Origin of the sequence: Pseudomonas sp. B26(2017), assembly GCF_002113045.1 — a bacterium.
In the GTDB taxonomy this organism is placed as follows: domain Bacteria; phylum Pseudomonadota; class Gammaproteobacteria; order Pseudomonadales; family Pseudomonadaceae; genus Aquipseudomonas.
This window is the reverse complement of sequence record NZ_NEJJ01000007.1, coordinates 170,027-191,294: the sequence shown is the minus strand read 5'-3', so window position 1 is coordinate 191,294 and position 21,268 is coordinate 170,027. Positions and strand designations below refer to the sequence as shown.

Sequence of the window (21,268 nt, the reverse complement as noted above, 5' to 3'; positions counted from 1 at the left end):
AAAAGCGTCAAAAAAAAACCCCGAACGAGTCGGGGTTTTTCTGTCGCGTCTTGCGGGTCAATCGATCATCAGAAGACGTTGATCGGGTAATCCACAAACACACGCAGTTCGTTGCCGCTGACGTTGTATTCGCTGGATTTCTGCGACACACGCAGGATCGAGCTACGCAGCTTGATGCTCAGGTCTTTGGCCGGGCCACTTTGCACGACGTACTTGAACTGGTTGAAATATTCGCGCTCGGTACCGCCAGTGCTGGTGGAGGTAGTGATGTTGTCGCCACGCACGTACGCGAAGTTGTAGCTCAGACCCGGTACGCCGAACGCCGTGAAGTCCAGACCGTAACCCAACTGCCAGCTGCGCTCGTCTTCAGCATTGAAGTCGGACCAGTAGGAGTTGGCCAGGTAGATGGTATTGCCGCCATCACCCACGCGCCCTTGTTCTTTCTGATAGCCGCCATAGGCATAGCCCAGGTTGCTGTCACCAGTGGAGCGCTGATGCGCCACGGTGAACGAGTGCGGGCCGGTGGCGAAAGTTGCTGCCAGGCTCCAGATCTTGTTGTCGTCGCCGGTCACACCGTTTTCGCGGACATAGGAGTTGTCCAGCTTGGTGCGGTAGCCGTTGAAGTCCAGGGTCAGGGACTGGTCCTTGTCGATCGGGAACACGTAGTTGGCGTTCACGTATTGCTTCTTCAGCACGTCTTCGACGTCGGAAGCGTACAGCGCAGCCTTGAACTGTTCGGTGAACTGGTAGCTACCGCCCAACACGTTGATCGACTTCAGACCACCGCTGTCACGGCCTTCAGCGCTTTTGCGCGATTCGGCAGTAAAACGACCGGCATTCAGCTCCAGGCCTTTGATCTCTTTGGAAGTGATCAAGGTACCGGTGTAGCTTTCCGGCAACAGACGCACGTTGTCATAGCTCAGCACCGGCAGGGCCGGCATCTGGTCGCCGTAAGTCAATACGGTGTTGGAAATACGGAATTTGACGGCCGCGCCGCCCTTGGACAGGTCATGAGCGGCTTTATCGCTTGAGCCTGGCGGGTGATCGCCCTGCTTGAAAAAGTCGATACCCTGCGCGCCGGTATGGCCTTCGCCACCATCCAGACGCAGTGCATACAGACCGAAAGCGTCCACACCCACACCTACGGTGCCTTGAGTGAAACCGGACGAGAACGTACCGATGGCCGCCTGGCCCCACTCGGCTTTGTCTTTACGACCGTCTTTGTAGTCACGATTGATGTAGGCATTGCGCAGCAGCACTTTGAGGCTGCTGTCTTCCACAAAACCCTTGGACTCGGCCTGGTCGTTAGCCATTGCCTGAGTGGCGCTCAACATCCCCAGTGCGATCAAACTGATTCGCTTGTTCAACATTTTGTTTTCCTTATTACGGGTTGAAACGCGCTGTGTCGAACGGCTGAAACGGCGCTTGGTGCACTCTTTTATTCACCCCGAAACAAAAAGACCCGCTCAAGACAATGTCATGGCGGGCCTGCTCCTGATTTTGAATCATGGCGGTTAGCCACAGGCGTTGGGCCGAATCGTAGCCGCGCCCTCAACAATGTGTCAATTTCAAGAATCGTCTTTAAATAGGCGAAAAACGTCTAAAAAAAGTAAATTTTGCGATGGCCGATTGCACGGAACTGCCAGCAATCAGGGATTTTAATGCGGGATCATGCGCAACCGTCGAGGCCACAGACCGGCAGGCTTTCAGTCCCTCGCGCCGGTGTAAACGACTCCCTCAACCATTGGGCAAAAGCCTCTGGCTTGCCAAGCCACGGCCCGATATCAACCAATGCGAATTGACCGTCCTGTTCCAGTGCGAAAGTTGGAAAACCCTGCCCACCCAGTTTTGCCAACAGGGCGCGGCTGTTCTTTATGTGTTGTTCGGTGTCGACGGACTGCAAGGCATACAAGAACCTCTCGGCGTTGTAACCCTGCGTCACCGCGTATTCCACAAGCACACTTTGGTCGGCAATTCGCCGCCCTTCGACATAGTGCGCAGTCTGCAAACGTCCAAGCATTTCCAGGCCACGGCCGTCGATTTTTTCGGCTGCCATCACAGCGGCAATGGGTGGTGTCGAATCAAACACCGCCGAGTGATCGCGCAACAGACCTTCGAAGTACGCTTCGCCAAACGGCTGACCGGTGTATTCGGCGATGCGCCGGTCGTGAGGCATCACGTAGTTGCGAAGTTGCGGCGAAATGCTCTGGCGGTTGGCACCGGTCATCATGCCGCCGGCGTGGGCGATCACCGGCAGCACCTGCTGCGCGGCTTGCACCAGCGGTGTGGCGCCATAGCACCAGCCACACAGCGGGTCGTAGATGTAATGAAGAGCCATCGGAGAACTCCGGCAAAGGATGGGAAAGATGCCGGCACATTAGTCCCTCGGTCGCTGCGGAAAAACGCCGGAATGACTTTCAGTCTGTTGCGGCAATCGGTCGAATCAAAACCGCCAGCCGTCATCGCCAGATAAGGCAGTCAACCTGGTGGTCAACGACCCCAACAGCTTCTGATATCGCGTCCATAAAAAAAGCGCTGCCATCCCGGCAGCGCTTTTTACAATCCTTGTTTGTTCTTCTTATCCTTCCATCACATCCCAGAGTGCTTCCAGTTCGGCCTCGCTGAACAGGCCAGCGGGGTAACGCTCGATCATCATCCGGCGCGGATCAGGTTCCCTGATCTGACGCGTTCCATTGGACTTCAACCAGTGCGCGACAATCTGGAGCGACTCACTATTTACAGCCATGGGATGCAACGTCCGCTCGCTGATTACGTTCACTTCGGCGTTCATTTCAGCGCTCTCTCCCCGTTCATGAGCGGCTAAGTTATCCAAGGTTTATGACAGAACCGTTGAAGTTCTCCCCCCTCCCTAGTGCGCCATAAGCGATACAAGAGCTATGCCAACGTAATCAAATTGTCGACCAGCGGACATAAAGAAACCCGCAGTCCTGACGGGCTGCGGGTTTCTCTTCAAGCATGGGCAACAAATGACTGCCCGGTCGTTTTTCCAATCAACTCAAGCTGTTACATCCGCACTCACTCTTTGTGCGGCGCGGGTTGCTGTTGGGTAAGGCAGTGAATGTTACCGCCCCCCAGTAACAGTTCACGGCCCGGCACCATGACCACTTCGTGTTGCGGGAACAGGTTCTGCAGGATCTCCCGGGCCGGAGCATCCATCGGGTCGTCAAAGCTCGGTGCGATGATGCCGCCATTGACGATCAGGAAGTTCACGTAGGAACCGGCCAGGCACACGCTCGGATTGCGCTCCTGGGTGCCGTCCACCGGATCCACGCCCGCGCATTCTTCTTCAGTGGCAAACAGCGGCCCCGGAATCGGCATCTTGTGCACCGTGAACGGGCGCCCCTTGGCGTCGGTGCTGCTTTCCAGCACTTTCATCGCAGCCTGGCAGCGCGGGTAGTTCGGATCCTGCGGATCGTCAGTCCACGCCAGCAGCACTTCGCCCGGACGCACGTAGCAGCAGAAGTTATCCACATGGCCGTCGGTTTCGTCGTTGAACAGGCCATCCGGCAGCCAGATGATCTTGTCTACCGACAGGTTTTCGCTGAGCACCGCTTCGATTTCTTCGCGGCCCAGGTGCGGGTTGCGATTGCGGTTGAGCAGGCATTCTTCGGTGGTGATCAGAGTGCCTTCGCCGTCGACGTGAATCGAGCCGCCTTCTAGCACAAAGCCTTCGGTGCGGTAACGCGGGCTGCGCTCGATTTCGAGGATCTTGCCGCCGACCTGGGAATCTCGGTTCCACGGCGAATACAGGCCGCCGTCAAAGCCGCCCCAAGCGTTGAAGTCCCAGTTCACACCGCGCACTTCACCGCTGTTGTTGATTACGAAAGTCGGGCCGCTGTCTCGGACCCACGCATCATCGCTGGACATCTCGACCACACGGATATTCGGCACGTCGAGACGAGCACGAGCGTTTTCGTACTGGCCGGCGGAGACCGCGACGGTCACCGGTTCAAAACGCGCGATGGCCTTGGCCACTGCCGCATGAGCAGCCTGAGCCGGTTTGCCGCCCAGACGCCAGTTGTCCGGACGCTCGGGCCAGATCATCCAGGTCTGGGTTTGCGGCGCCCACTCGGCCGGCATGTAGAAGCCATCGGCGCGTGGGGTACTTTTCAAGGTGGTCATGTCGATCAGACTCCAGGGAACCGTCGAGGTTTTTTCAACACGCCGTACAGAATTGGACGACGGACTATGGCGACTTTATAAACGATAAATATCGGCTTTAGAAGCCATAAACAAAAAACAATCCCAATTTACCCCGTTAAATATCGATACAAATCGGTATTTAACGGGTTCGAAACGCCTTAGAGTCCTTCTTCCAGCACCTTCACCAGCATGTCGACGAAGAAATCCACGCTCTGACGCGAGGTGACCATCGGCGGCTTGATCTTCAGCACGTTCAGATAATCACCGGTCGGCTGCATGAAAATTCCCAACTCCCGCAGGCGATCACACAACCGCGTGGTTTCCTCGGTCGCCGGTTCCAGGGTTTCCCGATTGCGGATCAACTCGACCCCCAGGTAGAACCCGGAACCGTGCACCGCACCGACCAGCGGATATTGATCGATCAACGCCTCCAGCCGCGCCTTGAAGTGCGCGCCGACCACCTGGGCGTTTTCCCAGAGTTTTTCTTCTTCCATGACATCCAGCACCGCCATGCCGATCTGGCAGCTGACCGGACTGCCGCCGGCGGACGAGAAAAAATAGCCCTCGGCTTCCAGCGCCTCGGCGATTTCCCGGCGGGTGATCACGGCGCCCAACGGCTGGCCGTTGCCCATGCCTTTGGCCATGGTGATGATGTCCGGCACCACGCCTTGCTCCTCGAAACCCCAGAAGAAGTGGCCCATGCGCCCGTAACCGACCTGCACCTCATCGGCGATACACACGCCGCCACGGGCGCGCACCATTTCATAAACCTTTTTCAGGTAACCCGGCGGTAGCGAGATCCCGCCCGCGTTGCCATAGACCGGCTCGCAGATGAACCCTGCCAGTTGACGTTTCTGCTCATCGATCTTCGCCAAATGCTGTTCGACGCTGCGCACATAATCCGGTGCCGAATCCGGGCCGCGAAATTCGCCGCGATAGGTGTTTGGAGCGGTCACCGCATGCACCCAGTCCGGGCGACTGCTCAGGGCCTGCGGGTTATCGGCAATCGAGGTCGACACCGCATCCGCCCCTACCGTCCAGCCGTGATAGGCCTCCAGCACGCTGATCATGTCGCGTCCACCGCTGGCGGCCCACGCCAGACGAATCGCCAGGTCATTGGCCTCGCTGCCGCTGTTGACCAGGAACACCCGATCCATGCCCTCCGGCGCCAGTTTCAGCAAGCGCTCGGAAAACTCGGCGACCGCCGCATAGTTGAATCGCGAGTTGGTATTGAGCAGCGACCACTGCCGGCTCGCCACCGCCGCCATGCGCGGATGACCATGACCGAGCACCGCGACGTTGTTGAGCATGTCGAGATAGGAGCGGCCCTGCATGTCGATCAGATGATTGCGCCAGCCACGTTCGATGCGCGGCGGGTCGACGTAATAGTGTTTCTGGGTGCGGGCGAAACTGGCGTCGCGGCGCGCCAGCAAGGTCTTGGCGTCCAGTTCCGGCTCGGCGTCGCAGGCCAGGCCCAGCAGCGCTGCCGGCGACGGGGACAACGCCTGCCACGCCGGCGCACGGCTCGGTGTACAGAACAGCGGCGCCTGCAGATGCGCATCGCGGACCCACTGCACAATCAACGGACCGTCCACCGAACCCAGCACCTGGCCTTTGACCAGCGCTGCGCCGCTGTGCAACGAAGGCTTCACACCGAGCAAACGCAAGCTCAGTTGCGGGCCGTCGAGTCGCAGCGCGCCGTCAGCCGACAGGTGAAATACGCCAGCAAACGGTGCTTCCACCGTAGACCCCTGGGGCACATGCAATTCAACGTGCAGCGGGAATGTCTCTGGCTCTTCGGCACTGTCGGGCCGGGTGCGCGACAACCGGTATTGCCCGTATCGACTGGACGCCAGGCCATGGATAGCAGCAGCTTCACTCAACAGACGCTGATCGATGCCAGGCTGCTCCCAGTTGCCCGCCTCGAAGTGCGCACTCAACACCCCCAGATCGATCAACGCGAACTCGCGCCCGACCAGACCGGGCAACAACGGCGCAAAGCCTTCACTGTCGATGGCCGGTAACGTCTGCCCCACTGCCGTGAGAATCGCCGCCTCCATTAATGCCAGCGGCACCGAAGTGGCGACCCGGAAGATTTCCCATTCGTGGGTCAGGTTGTCGCGGCTGTAGGTGTTGCCCGGATCGATGCTGACCTGTTGCTCGCCACTGAGCACCAGCACCGCCGCCCGCGCCACGATCAGCGGCCACAGCGCCAGAAGCTCTTCGCGTTGCAGCGGATTGACCGCGTGATAGGCCTGCACCGCCGGCAGAATCACGAACGGATCGCCGGCGGCGTGGTGCAGCAGCGCGGCGCAGGTGACCGACAGATCGGTGATGCGCCAGGTGCGCACCAGATCACCGAAATCGATGACGCCCTGCAACTGCCAGTGGCGCCGTGCGTCACGCTGCCAGACCACGTTGTCATCGGTGATGTCCATGTGGATCGCCTGCACCGGCAGCTTTTCCACCAGCGGTTGCAAACGAAGCCGGGCCTGCTCGCCAGCCTCGGCGATCAGCGCACGCTGGCGTTCGTCTTCGATCACCGGCAGCAGGTGCTCGATCAGGGCGCTGGCGTGGCGCGCATCCCACTGCAACGTCCGCTCAAGCCCTGGATGATCGAAACCGGCGAGGGCCAGATCCATTTCGCCGCAAAGCCGACCGAAGCCGGCGACAACCTCATGGCCAAGATGATCAAGGGCCGTCAGCGGCTGCCCCTCGATGTAATCGAGCAGCCGCACATGCACCGACTCGCCCTCGACGTCCAGCGTCAGCAGGTCAGCGCCGTTGCTGGCTGCGATCACCCGAGGCACCTTCACCGCGCCCTGCTCGGCCAGGTACTTGAGGCCCGCATGCTGGGCTTGCAACTCCACCAGCGAATAATCGCCCCGGCAGATCTTCAGCACGAACCGCCCACGCTCGCTGTCGACCCGGTAATTGAGGTCCTGTTGGCTGCCCAGGGCCAGTAACGTGCCGTTCAAGCCGTAATGCTGCGCCAACAGATGCCGGGCCTGCTCCAGCGAAACCTGAGGACTGGGCAAACTGGCGCGATGAATCAACGTGGCGAACGACATGGAACGACCCCTGAAATTTTATTAGGCGCCTATATCGCCATTGCTTCGGGCGATAAGCAACCCCCGACCATCCGTCCCCCGACACGCAGCGAAGCAGATGGATTTGCATGCCTCCCCTCGCACCCAACGGCACTTTGCGCAAGAATGTCGGCCATTCAAACCTGCCACTGGAATATCCCGATGAATGTAATCCCCACTGACCTGCCTGGTGTCCTGATCATCGAACCCAAGGTGTTCGGTGACGAGCGCGGGTTCTTTTACGAAAGCTTCAATGCCCAGGCCTTTCAGGACGCGACCGGCCTCGACACGCAGTTCGTGCAGGACAACCATTCGCGCTCGCAGAAAGGCGTTCTGCGCGGGCTGCATTACCAATTGGAAAACACCCAGGGCAAACTGGTCCGCGTCACCGTCGGCGAAGTCCTCGACGTCGCCGTGGATATCCGCCGCAGCTCGCCGCATTTCGGCAAGTGGGTGGCGGTGCGTCTGTCTGCCGACAACCATCGTCAATTGTGGGTACCGGAAGGTTTCGCCCACGGTTTCGTGGTGCTGAGCGAATTCGCCGAATTCCTCTACAAGACCACCGACTACTACAACCCGTCGTCCGAGCGCAGCATTCGCTGGGACGACCCGGACCTGGGCATCGACTGGCAACTGGATGAAGCGCCAAAACTGTCGGCCAAGGATCAGGCTGCCGCCCTCCTCAAGGACGCCGACGTCTTTTCCTGAAGTCCTGTGTGAATCTTCAGCGCCGCTGCACACCGGGCCACGGGTGCGCAGACTGCGCCTGCAAGCCTAGGCATAATGCGCCTGTACCCACAGGCGCTCGATGCTCATGACTCCGACCCTTCCCCGCCGCCCTCGCTGGCGCAGCCTCGCCCTGCTGGCCCTGTGCCTGGCACCGCTGCTGTGGCCGCTGGAACATCTGGCCGAGCGCTATTACCGCAGCGAACTGGCCGGCCAGAACCGCCAGACCCTCGACCTCTACGTCGCCAACCTGCTGGGCACGCTGCATCGCTATGAGGTGCTGCCACAAATCCTCGGCGACCTGCCAGCGCTGCGCGCAGTGCTCGGCGCGCCGGACGACGGCGTCACCCAGGGTAATGCCAATCGCCTGTTGAAAAACATCGCCGCGCAGACCGGCGCCGAAGTCATGTACCTGATGGACACCAACGGCCGGACACTGGCGGCGTCGAACTGGGACAAGCACGACAGTTTCGTCGGGCGCAATTTCTCTTTCCGGCCCTACTTCAGCGAGGCCATGGCCGGCCGCCTCGGGCGCTTCTTCGGGTTGGGCACCACCTCCGCCAAGCGCGGCTACTTCTTCGCCGCCGCCGTGCGCAGCGGCGAAAAAATCATCGGCGTGCTGGTGATCAAGGTTGACCTCGATCACACCGAAAGCCTGTGGGGCAAAACCCCGGAACAACTGCTGGTGACCGACCACAACGGCGTGGTCATCCTGACCTCGCGCCCGGAATGGCGCTTTCGCGCGACCCGCCCCCTGAGTGATACCGAACGTGCGGCGATTACCGCAATCCAGCCCTATCCGACCCGCGAGCCACGCCCCTTGAACCTGAGCCCGACCGCATGGCTGCCGCAGACCCAGGACATCGCGGAAACCGGCTGGAGCGTCAGCATCCTCGCCCCGCGCACATTGATCGACCGGCCGGTGCGCACCGTGGTGGCGATCGGCGGAGCCACCTTGCTGGTGGTGATGCTGTTGCTGGGCCTGATGATGCAGCGTCGTCGTCATTACCTGGAACGCATCGCCTTCGAAGCCAAGGCCCGACGGGAACTTGAGGGCCGGGTTGCCGAGCGCACCAGCGATCTCGAAGGCCTCAACCGGCGCTTGAAGCAGGAAGTGCTTGAGCGTGAACAGGCGCAGCAGGAACTGGTCCGCGCCCAGGACGATCTGGTGCAGGCCGGCAAACTGTCGGCGCTGGGGACGATGTCGGCGAGCATCAGCCACGAACTCAACCAGCCGCTGGCGGCGATCCGCAGCTACGCCGAGAACGCAGAAGTGCTGCTCGACCATGAGCGGACCGAAGACGCTCGCGGCAACCTCAAACTGATCAGCGAACTGACCGGGCGCATGGCCTCGATCATCGCTCACCTGCGCGCCTTCGCCCGCCGCGACCGCCATGCCCCGGAAAGCGTCGCCCTGCAACCGGCGCTCGATGATGCACTCGCCTTGCTGGCCAAACGTCGCCGCAGCATGGACGTCGAACTGATCCGCGACCTGCCCGCCGCGACCTTGTGGGTCGAGGCCGGGGAAACCCGGCTGCGTCAGGTGCTGGGCAACCTGCTGGCCAACGCCCTCGACGCCCTGACCGAGAAAGGCCCGCCGCGCAAATTGTGGCTGAGTGCCGAATCCACCGACGAAGGCGTCAACCTGTACATTCGCGACAATGGCCCGGGTTTCTGCATGGAAGCCCTGGGCCGAGCCAGCGAACCGTTTTACACGACCAAGACCCGCACGCAGGGTCTCGGTCTGGGGCTGGCCATTTGCGAAACCCTGATGCGCGCCTTCGGCGGCGAACTGTCGTTCGCCAACCACAAGCAAGGTGGCGCCTTGATTACCCTGCGGTTGCGCGCCGGCGCACCCGGGGTCAGCCTGCAACCGTCCGAGGATCGAAGCGCATGACCATCGACAACCGCATTCAGGTGGTGCTGATCGACGACGATCCGCACCTGCGTCAGGCCCTCGGCCAGACTCTGGATCTGGCCGGCCTGAAAATTCTGCCGCTGTCCGAAGCCAAGGGCCTGGCCGCGCAACTGGAGCGCGACTGGCCGGGCGTCGTGGTCAGCGACATCCGCATGCCCGGCATGGATGGCCTGGAACTGCTGAGCGAACTGCACGCTCAGGATCCGGAGCTGCCGGTGCTGCTGATCACCGGCCACGGCGACGTGCCCCTGGCCGTGCAGGCCATGCGCGCCGGTGCCTATGATTTTCTGGAAAAACCCTTCGCCAGTGACGCCCTGCTCGACAGCGTGCGTCGCGCCCTGGCTCTGCGGCGTCTGGTGTTGGACAACCGCAGCCTGCGCATGGCCCTGAGTGATCGCAACGAATTAAGCGCGCGGCTGGTCGGTCAGTCCGCGCCGATGTCGCGCCTGCGCGAGCAGATCGGCGCACTGGCGGCGACCAAGGCCGACGTGCTGATCCTCGGCGAAACCGGCGCGGGTAAAGAAGTCGTCGCCCGCGCCCTGCATGATCTGTCGAGTCGGCGTAACGGCCCGTTCGTGGCGATCAACGCCGGAGCGCTGGCCGAGTCGGTGGTCGAAAGCGAATTGTTCGGCCATGAGCCCGGCGCCTTCACCGGCGCGCAAAAGCGCCGGATCGGCAAGTTCGAATTTGCCAACGGCGGCACACTGTTCCTCGATGAAATCGAGAGCATGAGCATGGACGTGCAGGTCAAACTGCTGCGCATGCTGCAGGAGCGCGTGGTCGAGCGTCTGGGCGGCAATCAGTTGATCCCGCTGGACATTCGCGTCATCGCCGCCACCAAGGAAGACCTGCGCCAGGCCGCCGATCAGGGGCGTTTCCGGGCGGACCTGTATTACCGACTCAACGTGGCGCCGCTGCGCATTCCGCCACTGCGTGAACGGGGTGAAGACGCGCTGATGCTGTTCCAGCATTACGCCGACGAAGCCAGCGCCCGCCATGGCCTGCCACCGCATGAATTGCAGCCGGCGCAACGGGCGTTGCTGCTGCGGCATTCATGGCCGGGCAACGTGCGGGAATTGCAGAACGCGGCGGAGCGTTTTGCCCTCGGCCTGGAACTGGCACTGGACAACACGCAGCCCGATGGCAGCCCCGGCACCAGCGTCGAAATCACGGCGGGAGGGCTCAGCGAGCAAGTGGAAAACTTCGAAAAATCGCTGATCGCCGCCGAACTGGCCCGCTCTCACAGTTCCGTGCGCAGTCTCGCCGAAGCCCTGGGCATTCCGCGCAAGACCTTGCATGACAAACTGCGCAAGCACGGGTTGAATTTCGCTGGCAGCGGCGGCCATTCCGACGAGTCCGAATGAAGCACGCTCAATTCACTTTTCTGCCGCAAGAGGTCCGGGCATGAAGCACGACAGTCGTTATCTGGAATCGGTCCTTCACCACGACATCCCGCTGACCCGGGACATGGGCCTCAAAGTCCTCGACTGGCACGAGCAGCAACTGCGCCTGCACCTGCCGCTGGACGCCAACGTCAATCACAAGAGCACCATGTTCGGCGGCAGCCTGTATTGCGGCGCCGTACTGGCGGGTTGGGGCTGGCTGCATTTGCGCTTGAAAGAGGAAGGCATCGAGGAGGGACACATCGTGATCCAGGAAGGACAGATCAGTTATCCACTGCCGGTGACCGGTGATGCCATTGCGATCTGCCCGTCACCGAGCGCTGCGGTGTGGAAGAAATTTCTGACGATGTATCAGCGCTATGGACGGGCGCGACTGACGCTGCACACGCGGGTCGTCAATACGGGCAGCGATGAAGATGCGGTGACGTTCAGCGGGCAGTACGTCCTGCACCGCTGAAGATTGAGCGAGCTTACGTGCGGGCGAGTTCCAGCAGCTTCGTCCGCCAGGCGGCTTTCGCCGGCAATGCCAGGAAGAAACCGTTCAATAACGACTCCCGTGGCGGGTAACAGAATGCTTCGCCGCTCAGGTCGAGCACCTCGCCGCCGGCCCCTTCCAGCACACCCTGCGCCGCCGCCGTGTCCCACTGCGAAGTCGGCGCCAGACGCGGGTAACAATCGGCAGCACCTTCAGCCACCAGACAGAACTTCAGCGAACTGCCGATATTGGCCAGTTGCAACTCGCCAAGACTGGCGCTCAAACCGGCCAGCAGACGTTCCTGTTCCGGGCTCGAATGACGACGGCTGGCAACCACGGTGAAGGCTTCACCAGGCCCCGGCACGTCACGTACCTGAATCGCCACCGGTGTACCGCCCGTGTCGCCGCGCCAGGCACCCAGACCCGCGCCGCCGACGTAGAAGCGCCCGTTGGTCGGCATCGACACCACACCGAACACCACCCGGCCGTTTTCGATCAGCGCGATATTGACGGTGAACTCTTCGCTGCCGCTGATGAACTCCTTGGTGCCGTCCAGCGGGTCCACCAGCCACCAGCGCTGCCAGCCCTCGCGCACGCTTTGCGGGATGTTGGCATCCTCTTCGGACAGCACCGGAATGCTCGGATCCAGCGCCGTCAGACCAGCGACGATCACATGGTGAGCAGCCATGTCCGCCGCCGTCACCGGCGAATCATCGGACTTGGCGGTGACCGCCACACCGGCGCGCCAGAACGGCAGGATCGCCTCGCCGGCCCGCAGGGCCAGCTCGACCACCGGCGCCATCAACGGATGGGGAAAATTCATAGACATCTCACTCATGACTGAAAAAATCCGCGCTGGGTCAGCAGATCGCGGGTCAAGTACAACGCCGCCAGGGCGCGTCCCTCACTGAAATTCGGATTCTGCGCCAGCGCCGACAACTCCCGCAGGTTGACCTTGTCCACGCGCATCGGCTCAGGTTCGTCGCCTTCAAGACGCTCTTCGTACAGGTCGGTGGCCAGCACCACCTGGATCTTCTGGCTCATGTAACCGGGCGACAATGACAACTCGGTCAGATGCTCCAGCTGACGCGCGCCGTAACCGGCTTCTTCCTTGAGCTCACGTTCCGCGGCGGCCAGCACGTCTTCGCCCGGTTCGATCAGGCCTTTGGGCAGCGACAGCTCGTACTCGTCGGTCCCGCCGCAATATTCCTCGACCAGCACCGCATGCTCGGCATCAAGCATCGCCACGATCATCACCGCGCCATAACCGGCGCCCTTGCCGACCAGCCGCTCGTAGGTGCGTTCCACGCCGTTGGAGAAACGCAACTTCAGCTCTTCGACGCAGAACAGTCGGCTGGTGGCGACGATCTCGCGGGCAAGTACGGTGGGTTTCTGGCGCATGCAAAGCTCCTTGGCGTGAACGCGCTACTATAACGCGGCTTTTCCGATTGTTTGCGTCGGATATCTTTCTACCGTTCGAGACGTTGCCATGCCTTCATTACCGTGGTCCGACATCGATACCGTTCTGCTGGACATGGACGGCACGTTGCTCGACCTGCACTTCGACAACCACTTCTGGCTGGAGCACTTGCCGCAGCGCTACGCCGAACTGCATGGCGTGAGCCGGGCCATGGCGGAAATGGAATTGCAGCCGCTGTTCGAGCGCCATGCCGGTCAATTGCAGTGGTATTGCCTGGATTTCTGGAGCGCGGAACTGAAGCTGTCGGTGCGTGAACTGAAACTGGAAACCGCCCACCTGATCGCCCTGCGCCCGGACGCCGACACGTTTCTGGAGGCGATCAAACGAGCCGGCAAACGTGTGGTGATGATCACCAACGCGCACCGCGATTCGCTGTCGCTGAAACTGGAACGAATCGAACTGGCGCCGTACTTCGAGCGGCTGATCAGCTCCCACGATTACGGTTTTCCCAAGGAAAACCCGCAATTCTGGGACGCCTTGCAGGCCGATATCGACTTCGACCCGGCACGCAGCCTGTTCATCGACGACACCTTGCCGATCCTGCGCAGTGCGCGGAATTTCGGCGTGGCGCATCTGTTGGCCGTGAAGGAACCGGACAGCCGCAAAGGGCCGAAGGACACCGGGGAGTTTGCGGCGGTCGAGGATTATCGGGATTTGATTGCCGGGCTCTGATTGCCGAGCGCTGATTGCCGAGCGCTGAAGACTGCGGGAGCTGCTCAAGGCCGCTCCCGCAGGCGTGCGGTTACTCGGGAATACGCAGCGTCTGCCCCGGATAAATCTTGTCCGGGTGTGACAGCATTGGTTTGTTGGCCTCGAAGATCTTGTTGTACTGATTGGCGTTGCCATACACCGCCAGGGAAATCGCGCTGAGAGTGTCGCCCTTCTTCACGACCACAAAACGCGCCGCCGCCACCACCGGCCCGGTCACGGTGATCTGGTCATCGACGCTGCCGACACCGGCAATGTTGCCCACTGCCAGCAGAATTTTCTCTTTCTCTTCCTGGCTCGCCACTTCACCGGTGACCGTTACCTTGTCACCGTCCACGGTCGCCTGGACATTCGGGTTACCCAACCCGACCTTGCTGATGTGTTCCTTCAGTTGGTCGCTGGCATTGGCGTTGCCGGGGGTCAGCAGGTCGAGCAACTTCTCACCGGCCTCTTTCACAAAGCTCAAAAGACTCATAGCACACACTCCTTGATTTAAGTTCCAGACGCCCAAGCCTAGACCACGCCGGACAAACCCGGTTGCGGCCCGACCAATGACCCTGCCCCCGCGCAAGCGGTAGAATCGCCCACCCTTGCCAGCGCCCCGGAGCGAAGATGGACATCAAGCAGCTGAAATTCCTCATCGCCCTCGACGAAACCCGCCATTTCGGCCAGGCCGCCGCCCGCTGCCACATTACCCAACCGACCTTGTCGATGCGTCTGCGCAGCCTTGAAGAAGAACTCGACCTGCCACTGGTCAACCGTGGCCAGCGCTTCGAAGGTTTCACCGCGCCGGGGGAACGGGTGCTGGCCTGGGCGCGCACGGTGCTGGCGGCCTATGACGGTTTACAGGCGGAAGCGGCGGCCTGTCGCGGCAACCTGATCGGCACCCTGCGGCTGGGCGTGGTGCCGTTGTCGAGTTTCGATGCCTTGCCCTTGATGCAACGCCTGCATGCGCAACACCCGAACCTGCGCTTTGAACTGTCCTCGCTGAGCTCCGAACAGGTTCTGGAGCAACTGGCGAACAACCGCATCGACATTGGCGTGTCTTACCTGGATCGCCTCGACGGCGAGCGTTTTGAATCCCTGGCGTTCAGTGAAACGCAGATGGGCCTGCTCTACGACCAGCGGTTCTTCAGCTTTGGCGAAGCACCGCTGAGTTGGGAATCGCTGATCGAACTGCCCCTGGGCATGCTCACCAGCGGCATGCACTTTCGCCAGTCCATCGACCACAACTTCCACAGCCGAGGCCTGACGCCGCAACCGTTGCTGCAAACCGATGCCGTTCACCAATTGTTGCAAGCGGTGCATGGCGGCCTCTGCTGCGCGGTGATGCCACTGGATGGCGGCCTGGAAAACCTTACGGATAACCTGCGCCTGCAACCTATCGAAAACGCCCAGACCCTCGCCCGACTGGGCCTGATCATGCGTCGCGGAGCACCACGGTCGGCGCTGGCCGAAGCCTGTTTCGCGCTTTATCAAAAATCACCAACGGACGCTTGATCGACGGCATCTATCGAAGCATCGACACTAGCGATTAGACGCGACAACTTGCCGCGCCTAGTCTTAACGTTGATCAATCCGTCGGTGATGCCATGAACGCCAAGCGCCCGGCCTGCGCGGCGCCTGCTCTCGAAACGCCCGCGCCTGCTGCCAGTCAGACTTACAGTTACAGCGATCTTCCCCTCACGGAATCGGCCAGCACCGCGCTGGCCGAAGAGGTCGCGCTGGCGATTGCCTACAACGGCATCAGTCAGGCCGTGATGCTGGTGACGCCGACCGACCTTGAAGACTTCATCGTCGGCTTCAGCCTCGGCAGCGGCATCATCGAAGACGCTTCGGACATCTACGACCTGCAACTGACTGGCTCGGGCTCGGCGCAATACGCGCAAGTGACCATCGCCAACCGCGCCTTCTGGAACCTCAAGCAACAGCGTCGGCAACTGGCCGGCACCAGCGGATGCGGGTTGTGCGGCGTGGAAGCGGTGGAACAGGCGCTGCCTGATCTCAAGGTTTTGCCCGGCGCCCCCTTGCCGCCCATCGAATGGCTCGACGGTCTGCGACAGCGCATCGGCGCGTTTCAGCCGCTGGGCAAGCACTGCGGCGCGGTACATGCGGCGGTGTTCATGAACGCCAGCGGTGAATTGCTGCTGGGTCGCGAAGACATCGGCCGGCACAACGCCCTCGACAAACTGATCGGCGGCCTGATCCGGCAAAAGATATCCACAACGGGCGGCCTGGCGATTGTCACCAGCCGTTGCAGCCTCGAGTTGATCCAGAAAGTCCTTCGGGCCGGGATTCAGACCCTGGTCAGCCTGTCCGCGCCCACCGGCCTCGCCGTGCAATGGGCCCGACGCCATAACCTCAATCTCATCCACCTGCCGCAAAAAAACGCGCCGCGGGTGTATAGCCCAGAAATGGAGAAACACCCGTGAGCCAACACCATCAAGCCGACCAGAAACCCGTTCCGCGCTACAAGCCTTACAAGGGCCCAGCCGGTGGCTGGGGCGCACTGATCAGCGTGGCCCAGGCCTGGCTGACCAGTGACAACGCGTTGAAAAACCTGCGCGCGATGCTCAAGACCAACCAGAACGGCGGCTTTGACTGCCCGGGCTGCGCCTGGGGTGATTCGCCGGAAAGCGGCATGGTCAAGTTCTGCGAGAACGGCGCCAAAGCGGTGAACTGGGAAGCGACCAAGCGTCGGGTGGACGGCAAATTCTTCGCCAAGCACAGCGTCACTGCGTTGCTGGAGCAGAGCGACTACTGGCTCGAATATCAGGGTCGTCTGACCGAGCCAATGGTCTATGACGCCGAAACCGATCACTACAAGCCGATCAGTTGGGACGATGCCTACGCGCTGATCGGCAAACACCTGCAAGGGCTGTCGAGTCCGGATCAGGCCGAGTTCTACACCTCGGGCCGCGCCAGCAACGAAGCGGCGTACCTGTATCAACTATTCGTGCGCGCCTTCGGCACCAACAACTTCCCCGACTGCTCGAACATGTGCCACGAGGCCAGCGGTGTTGCGCTTGCGCAAAGCGTTGGTGTCGGCAAAGGCACCGTGACCTTCGATGACTTCGAACACGCCGATGCAATTTTCGTCTGGGGCCAGAACCCGGGCACCAACCACCCGCGCATGCTCGAACCGCTGCGCGAAGCGGTGAAACGCGGCGCTCAGGTGGTGTGCATCAACCCGCTGAAAGAACGCGGCCTGGAGCGCTTCCAACATCCGCAGCACCCGATCGAAATGCTCACCAACGGCGACAAGCCGACCAACACCGCGTATTTCCGCCCGGCACTGGGCGGCGACATGGCGGTACTGCGCGGCATGGCCAAGTTCCTGCTGCAATGGGAACGCGATGCGCAGAAGGCCGGTGCGCCGGCGGTGTTCGATCACGACTTCCTCAATGAGCACAGCGTCAATGTGCTGGAATACCTCGGTGTCGTCGACGACACGCCGTGGGAGCAGATCGTCGCGCAGTCCGGCCTGACGCTGGTGGAAATCGAGCAAGCGGCGCGCATGTACGCCAAAGGCAAGAACGTGATCATGTGCTGGGCGATGGGCATCACCCAACATCGTCATTCGGTGCCGACCATCCAGGAAATCGCCAACCTGATGCTGCTGCGCGGCAACATCGGCAAGCCCGGCGCCGGTCTGTGCCCGGTGCGTGGCCACAGTAACGTACAGGGCGACCGCACCATGGGTATCAACGAGCGTCCGCCGGTGGCGTTCCTCGATTCCCTGGAGCGTCGCTTCCAGTTCAAGGTGCCGCGCCACAACGGGCACAACGTGGTCGAAGCGATTCACGCGATGGCCGAAGGCCGCGCCAAGGTGTTCATCGGTCTGGGCGGCAACTTTGCCCAGGCCACGCCCGACAGCTCGCGCACCTTCCAGGCGCTGAGCAACTGCGACCTGACTGTGCAGATCAGCACCAAGCTCAACCGCAGCCATCTGGCCCACGGCAAGGAAGCGTTGATCCTGCCGTGCCTGGGCCGTACTGACATCGACATCCAGACCGAAGGCCCGCAGGCCGTCACCGTGGAAGATTCGTTCAGCATGGTGCACGCTTCCAACGGCCAGTTGCAGCCGCTGTCGAACCAGATGCGCTCGGAGCCGTCGATCATCGCCGGCATCGCCGCCGCAACCCTGGGCAGCAAACCGGTGGACTGGAACTGGCTGGTGGCCGACTACCGACGCATCCGCGAACTGATTGCCGACACCATCCCGGGCTTCAAGGATTTCAACGAGAAGGTCAAGAACCCGGGCGGTTTCTACCTCGGCAACAGCGCCGGCGCGCGCAAGTGGAACACCACGTCGGGGCGGGCCAACTTCAAGCCGAACATGCTGCCCAAGGACCTGATCCACGAGCGCACTCGCGCTACCGGCAAACTGCCGGACCTGATCCTGCAATCGATGCGTTCCCACGATCAGTACAACACCACGATTTATGGTCTGGACGACCGTTATCGCGGCGTGAAGGGACAGCGTGATGTGCTGTTCGCCAACGAAGCCGACATCATTCGTCTGGGCTTCAAGCCGGGGCAAAAGGCTGACATCGTGTCGCTGTGGGACGATGGCCGCGAGCGTCGGGTGAAGGGCTTCACGCTGCTGGCGTTCGACATTCCGGCGGGGCAGGCGGCGGCTTATTACCCTGAGGTGAATCCGTTGGTACCGCTGGAAAGCACCGGCGATGGCAGCCATACGCCGACGTCGAAGTTCATCGCTATCCGGCTGGAAGCGGCGAGTGAGACGGGGCTGATTATGGCCAGATCGGCCTGATACAAAACTTTTCTGCGCCCACAAAAAAGGCCGCTTTTGCATAAAAGCGGCCTTTGTGAAGTAGCTAAAGACCGGCGAAAATCCGTTAAGTTCCGCCCAAAAATCAGTAAGTTGCAGAATTGTATACAAGTCGTGTTATTCGTCGGATTTCGATTGTCACGCCCATTCCAGAGCCTCAGGATCGCGCCGTCATCCCTTTGAGGCTCCTCTATGAAGTTCTCCTCGATTCTCTTGTTGTCCCTTGGCCTGGTCAGTGGCTTCGCTTCTGCCGGAGGCACCACCGAAGCAGGTGTGGGCGGCGCATTGGGCGGGGTTCTTGGCTCGGTCGTCGGTCAGTCGTTAGGCGGCAGTACAGGTTCAACCATTGGCGCAGCCCTGGGCGGCGCGGGTGGTAGTGCGGTCGGCGCCGACAAGCGCAGCCGTGGCGAAGCAGCCATCGGTGGTGCGCTGGGCGCAGCCGGCGGCAACGTGGTCGGCCGCAGCATGGGCGGCACCACCGGCAGCCTGATCGGCGCAGCAGCCGGCGGCGGCGCCGGTGGCGCGCTGGGCAACTACATGGGCAACAAGAGTGACGACGATGATCGCCGTTACGATCGTCGCCATGATGATCGTCGCTATTACCGCGACCGTCATCCAGGTCGTGGTCATGCCTATGGTCATCGCAAGCACCACCGCTACTACCGCGACTGAGGTTTGACCTCGTTGCCGTAACAGCCAGATCGCAGCTCCCCCGGGCTGCGATTTTTTTTGCCTGTCACACCGCCAGGCGTTCCATCGCTTGGCGCAATCGGGCTGGAATCGCCACCGGCCGATTGGATGCCCGGTCGACGAATACATGCACGAAACGTCCGGCCGCACAGGCTTCCACCTCTCCTTCCTTGAACACCGCCAGTTCGTATTGCACCGAACTGTTGCCCAGCTTGCCGACCCGCAGACCGATTTCGATTCGATCCGGGAAAGCAATCGACGCGAAGTAGTCGCAGGACGAACTCACCACAAACCCCACCACCTCGCCGTCATGGATATCCAACCCTCCGACCTGGATCAGGTAGGTGTTCACCGCCGTGTCGAAGAAGCTGTAATAGGTGACGTTGTTGACGTGGCCATAGGCGTCGTTGTCATGCCAGCGCGTGGTGATCGGCTGGAAGTGCGGGTAGTCGCTGCGTTGCGGCATCGGGTTGGACATGAGTGTCGATTCCTGGAGTGATTTGCCCAGTCTAAAGGTAAAAACCCTTGCCTCGCGCCGCCAGCTCGCCAATCAATGACGCCGGCCGCCAGTGATCGCCCTGCCGGGTCTCCAGCGCCAGCAATCGCTTGTGAATGTCGACCAGCCCCTGATCGTCCGCCCAGGCCATCGGCCCGCCTCGCTCTACCGGGAAGCCGTAGCCATTCAGATAGACCTGATCGATGTCATGCGCCGACTCGGCAATCCCTTCCTGCAGGATCTTTGCGCCCTCGTTGACCAACGCCAACAGGCACCGCTCCAGGATCTCCTCCGAGCCGATATCCCGGCGATGAAACCCCAAACCTTCGCTGACACTCAACACCAGCGCATCGACCTCGGGATCATGTTCGGCCTGACGACTGCCGGGCTCGTAGTGGTAATAACCATTGCCAGACTTCTGACCGAACCGGCCCCGTTCGCACAAGCGGTTATCCACCTGAACCTCGGGCGCGTCCTGCCCCTTGCCGGCAAGCTCGCGAGCGCGCCACTCAAGATCGATGCCGACCACGTCGTACATGCGAAACGGCCCCATGGCGAAACCGAAACTCTGCAATGCCGCATCGACCTGCTGCGGGTATGCCCCTTCGAGCAACATCTTGCGCGCTTCGAGCACATACGGATGCAGCATGCGGTTGCCGATGAATCCGTGGCAGTTGCCCGACACCACACTGACCTTGCCCATGCGCTTGCCCAGCTCAAGCGCGGTTTCAAGCACCGCTGGCGAGGTCTGCGCGCCACGGACTATTTCCAGCAATTTCATGATGTGCGCCGGGCTGAAGAAATGCAGGCCCAGCACTTGAGTCGGACGCCGTGTCGCGGCGGCGATGGCGTCGATGTCCAGCGCCGAGGTATTGCTCGCCAGCAGCGCCTCGGGCTTCAGCACGCCATCGAGCTCGCGGAAGATCTTCTGCTTGAGTTCAAGGTTTTCGTACACCGCTTCGATCACCAGATCGACGTTGCGGATCGCCACATAGTCCGCCGCCGCGCTGATACGGGCGATCCGGGCATCGGCATCGGCCTGTTCAATTCGCCCCTGTCGCACGTTGTGCGCATAGGTGTCGGCCACGGTGGCCAGCGCCTGCTTGAGCATCTGTGGATTGTTATCGACCCACTGCACTGACACGCCGGCGTTGGCCAGGCACATGACAATGCCGCGGCCCATGGTGCCGGCGCCGATCACGGCGGCCTGCTGAATAGCGAAGGATGTCTGGCTCATGTTGTTCTCTTGTTGGCGATCCGAAGACAGCCATCACCATAGTCAGCTACCGGGCATTTTTGAAGTTCATGGCCGTGATGATCGACA

General features: G+C 61.4%; 19 protein-coding genes. 9 read left to right on the top strand and 10 right to left on the bottom strand.

Annotated features, from left to right (window positions below):
• Nucleotides 1-68: 68 nt before the first annotated feature.
• From CAF79_RS12590 to CAF79_RS12570, 5 genes are all read right to left on the bottom strand, one after another.
• Entirely contained in the window at nucleotides 69-1,370 is a 1,302-nt protein-coding gene (locus CAF79_RS12590) for an OprD family porin (protein ID WP_085698033.1), read from the bottom strand.
• A gap of 299 nt (nucleotides 1,371-1,669) precedes the next feature.
• Nucleotides 1,670-2,338: a DsbA family protein gene (locus CAF79_RS12585; protein WP_085698032.1), complete on the bottom strand. Its 669-nt coding sequence runs from the start codon at nucleotides 2,336-2,338 to the stop codon at nucleotides 1,670-1,672.
• Between the two features lie 240 nt (nucleotides 2,339-2,578).
• The gene (locus CAF79_RS12580; RefSeq protein ID WP_007952633.1) at nucleotides 2,579-2,791 is read right to left on the bottom strand and encodes a hypothetical protein; all 213 of its coding nucleotides are present in this window, start codon (nucleotides 2,789-2,791) and stop codon (nucleotides 2,579-2,581) included.
• A 245-nt stretch (nucleotides 2,792-3,036) separates the two neighbouring features.
• Nucleotides 3,037-4,143, bottom strand: coding sequence for an agmatine deiminase (aguA, locus tag CAF79_RS12575; protein ID WP_085698031.1), 1,107 nt, complete (start codon nucleotides 4,141-4,143; stop codon nucleotides 3,037-3,039).
• Between the two features lie 179 nt (nucleotides 4,144-4,322).
• Nucleotides 4,323-7,235 (bottom strand): aminotransferase, encoded by a 2,913-nt coding sequence (locus tag CAF79_RS12570; protein WP_085698030.1) that lies wholly within the window; start codon nucleotides 7,233-7,235, stop codon nucleotides 4,323-4,325.
• 180 nt (nucleotides 7,236-7,415) lie between these two features.
• Here CAF79_RS12570 and rfbC point away from each other — a divergent pair, with 180 nt between their 5' ends.
• The 4 genes from rfbC to CAF79_RS12550 all read left to right on the top strand — a co-directional run bounded on the left by rfbC (nucleotide 7,416) and on the right by CAF79_RS12550 (nucleotide 11,757).
• Nucleotides 7,416-7,961 (top strand): dTDP-4-dehydrorhamnose 3,5-epimerase, encoded by a 546-nt coding sequence (gene rfbC / locus CAF79_RS12565; RefSeq protein ID WP_085698029.1) that lies wholly within the window; start codon nucleotides 7,416-7,418, stop codon nucleotides 7,959-7,961.
• A gap of 106 nt (nucleotides 7,962-8,067) precedes the next feature.
• Nucleotides 8,068-9,876, top strand: coding sequence for an ATP-binding protein (locus CAF79_RS12560; protein ID WP_085698126.1), 1,809 nt, complete (start codon nucleotides 8,068-8,070; stop codon nucleotides 9,874-9,876).
• Nucleotides 9,873-11,261 (top strand): sigma-54 dependent transcriptional regulator, encoded by a 1,389-nt coding sequence (locus tag CAF79_RS12555; RefSeq protein ID WP_085698028.1) that lies wholly within the window; start codon nucleotides 9,873-9,875, stop codon nucleotides 11,259-11,261. The genes CAF79_RS12560 and CAF79_RS12555 overlap by 4 nt, the downstream gene beginning before the upstream one ends.
• A gap of 40 nt (nucleotides 11,262-11,301) precedes the next feature.
• Complete coding sequence (locus CAF79_RS12550; RefSeq protein WP_085698027.1) at nucleotides 11,302-11,757, top strand: YiiD C-terminal domain-containing protein; 456 nt, start codon at nucleotides 11,302-11,304, stop codon at nucleotides 11,755-11,757.
• A 13-nt stretch (nucleotides 11,758-11,770) separates the two neighbouring features.
• Here CAF79_RS12550 and cysQ read toward each other — a convergent pair whose 3' ends face one another.
• Nucleotides 11,771-12,604, bottom strand: a complete 834-nt coding sequence (gene cysQ, locus CAF79_RS12545; RefSeq protein ID WP_085698026.1) for a 3'(2'),5'-bisphosphate nucleotidase CysQ — start codon at nucleotides 12,602-12,604, stop codon at nucleotides 11,771-11,773.
• 5 nt (nucleotides 12,605-12,609) lie between these two features.
• Nucleotides 12,610-13,176, bottom strand: coding sequence for an ADP compounds hydrolase NudE (nudE, locus tag CAF79_RS12540; RefSeq protein WP_064382762.1), 567 nt, complete (start codon nucleotides 13,174-13,176; stop codon nucleotides 12,610-12,612).
• 88 nt (nucleotides 13,177-13,264) lie between these two features.
• On the opposite strand from nudE, the gene yrfG reads away from it, so the two are divergent.
• The gene (yrfG, locus tag CAF79_RS12535) at nucleotides 13,265-13,927 is read left to right on the top strand and encodes a GMP/IMP nucleotidase (RefSeq protein WP_085698025.1); all 663 of its coding nucleotides are present in this window, start codon (nucleotides 13,265-13,267) and stop codon (nucleotides 13,925-13,927) included.
• Nucleotides 13,928-13,997: 70 nt separating this feature from the next.
• Here yrfG and lysM read toward each other — a convergent pair whose 3' ends face one another.
• Entirely contained in the window at nucleotides 13,998-14,438 is a 441-nt protein-coding gene (gene lysM / locus CAF79_RS12530; RefSeq protein ID WP_085698024.1) for a peptidoglycan-binding protein LysM, read from the bottom strand.
• Between the two features lie 137 nt (nucleotides 14,439-14,575).
• Here lysM and CAF79_RS12525 point away from each other — a divergent pair, with 137 nt between their 5' ends.
• The 4 genes from CAF79_RS12525 (at nucleotide 14,576) to CAF79_RS12510 (ending at nucleotide 19,430) form a co-directional block, all read left to right on the top strand.
• Entirely contained in the window at nucleotides 14,576-15,463 is an 888-nt protein-coding gene (locus CAF79_RS12525; protein ID WP_064382760.1) for a LysR family transcriptional regulator, read from the top strand.
• Between the two features lie 92 nt (nucleotides 15,464-15,555).
• Nucleotides 15,556-16,395 (top strand): formate dehydrogenase accessory sulfurtransferase FdhD, encoded by an 840-nt coding sequence (gene fdhD / locus CAF79_RS12520; RefSeq protein ID WP_085698023.1) that lies wholly within the window; start codon nucleotides 15,556-15,558, stop codon nucleotides 16,393-16,395.
• Nucleotides 16,392-18,740, top strand: coding sequence for an FdhF/YdeP family oxidoreductase (locus CAF79_RS12515; RefSeq protein ID WP_085698022.1), 2,349 nt, complete (start codon nucleotides 16,392-16,394; stop codon nucleotides 18,738-18,740). Before fdhD ends, CAF79_RS12515 begins: the two co-directional genes overlap by 4 nt.
• Nucleotides 18,741-18,950: 210 nt before the next feature.
• Nucleotides 18,951-19,430, top strand: a complete 480-nt coding sequence (locus CAF79_RS12510; RefSeq protein WP_085698021.1) for a YMGG-like glycine zipper-containing protein — start codon at nucleotides 18,951-18,953, stop codon at nucleotides 19,428-19,430.
• 64 nt (nucleotides 19,431-19,494) lie between these two features.
• Here the strand turns inward: CAF79_RS12510 and CAF79_RS12505 are convergent, their stop codons facing one another.
• Both CAF79_RS12505 and CAF79_RS12500 read right to left on the bottom strand, forming a co-directional pair.
• Nucleotides 19,495-19,926, bottom strand: coding sequence for a thioesterase family protein (locus tag CAF79_RS12505; RefSeq protein WP_085698020.1), 432 nt, complete (start codon nucleotides 19,924-19,926; stop codon nucleotides 19,495-19,497).
• A 31-nt stretch (nucleotides 19,927-19,957) separates the two neighbouring features.
• The gene (locus tag CAF79_RS12500) at nucleotides 19,958-21,181 is read right to left on the bottom strand and encodes a 3-hydroxyacyl-CoA dehydrogenase (protein WP_085698019.1); all 1,224 of its coding nucleotides are present in this window, start codon (nucleotides 21,179-21,181) and stop codon (nucleotides 19,958-19,960) included.
• Nucleotides 21,182-21,268: the final 87 nt, after the last annotated feature.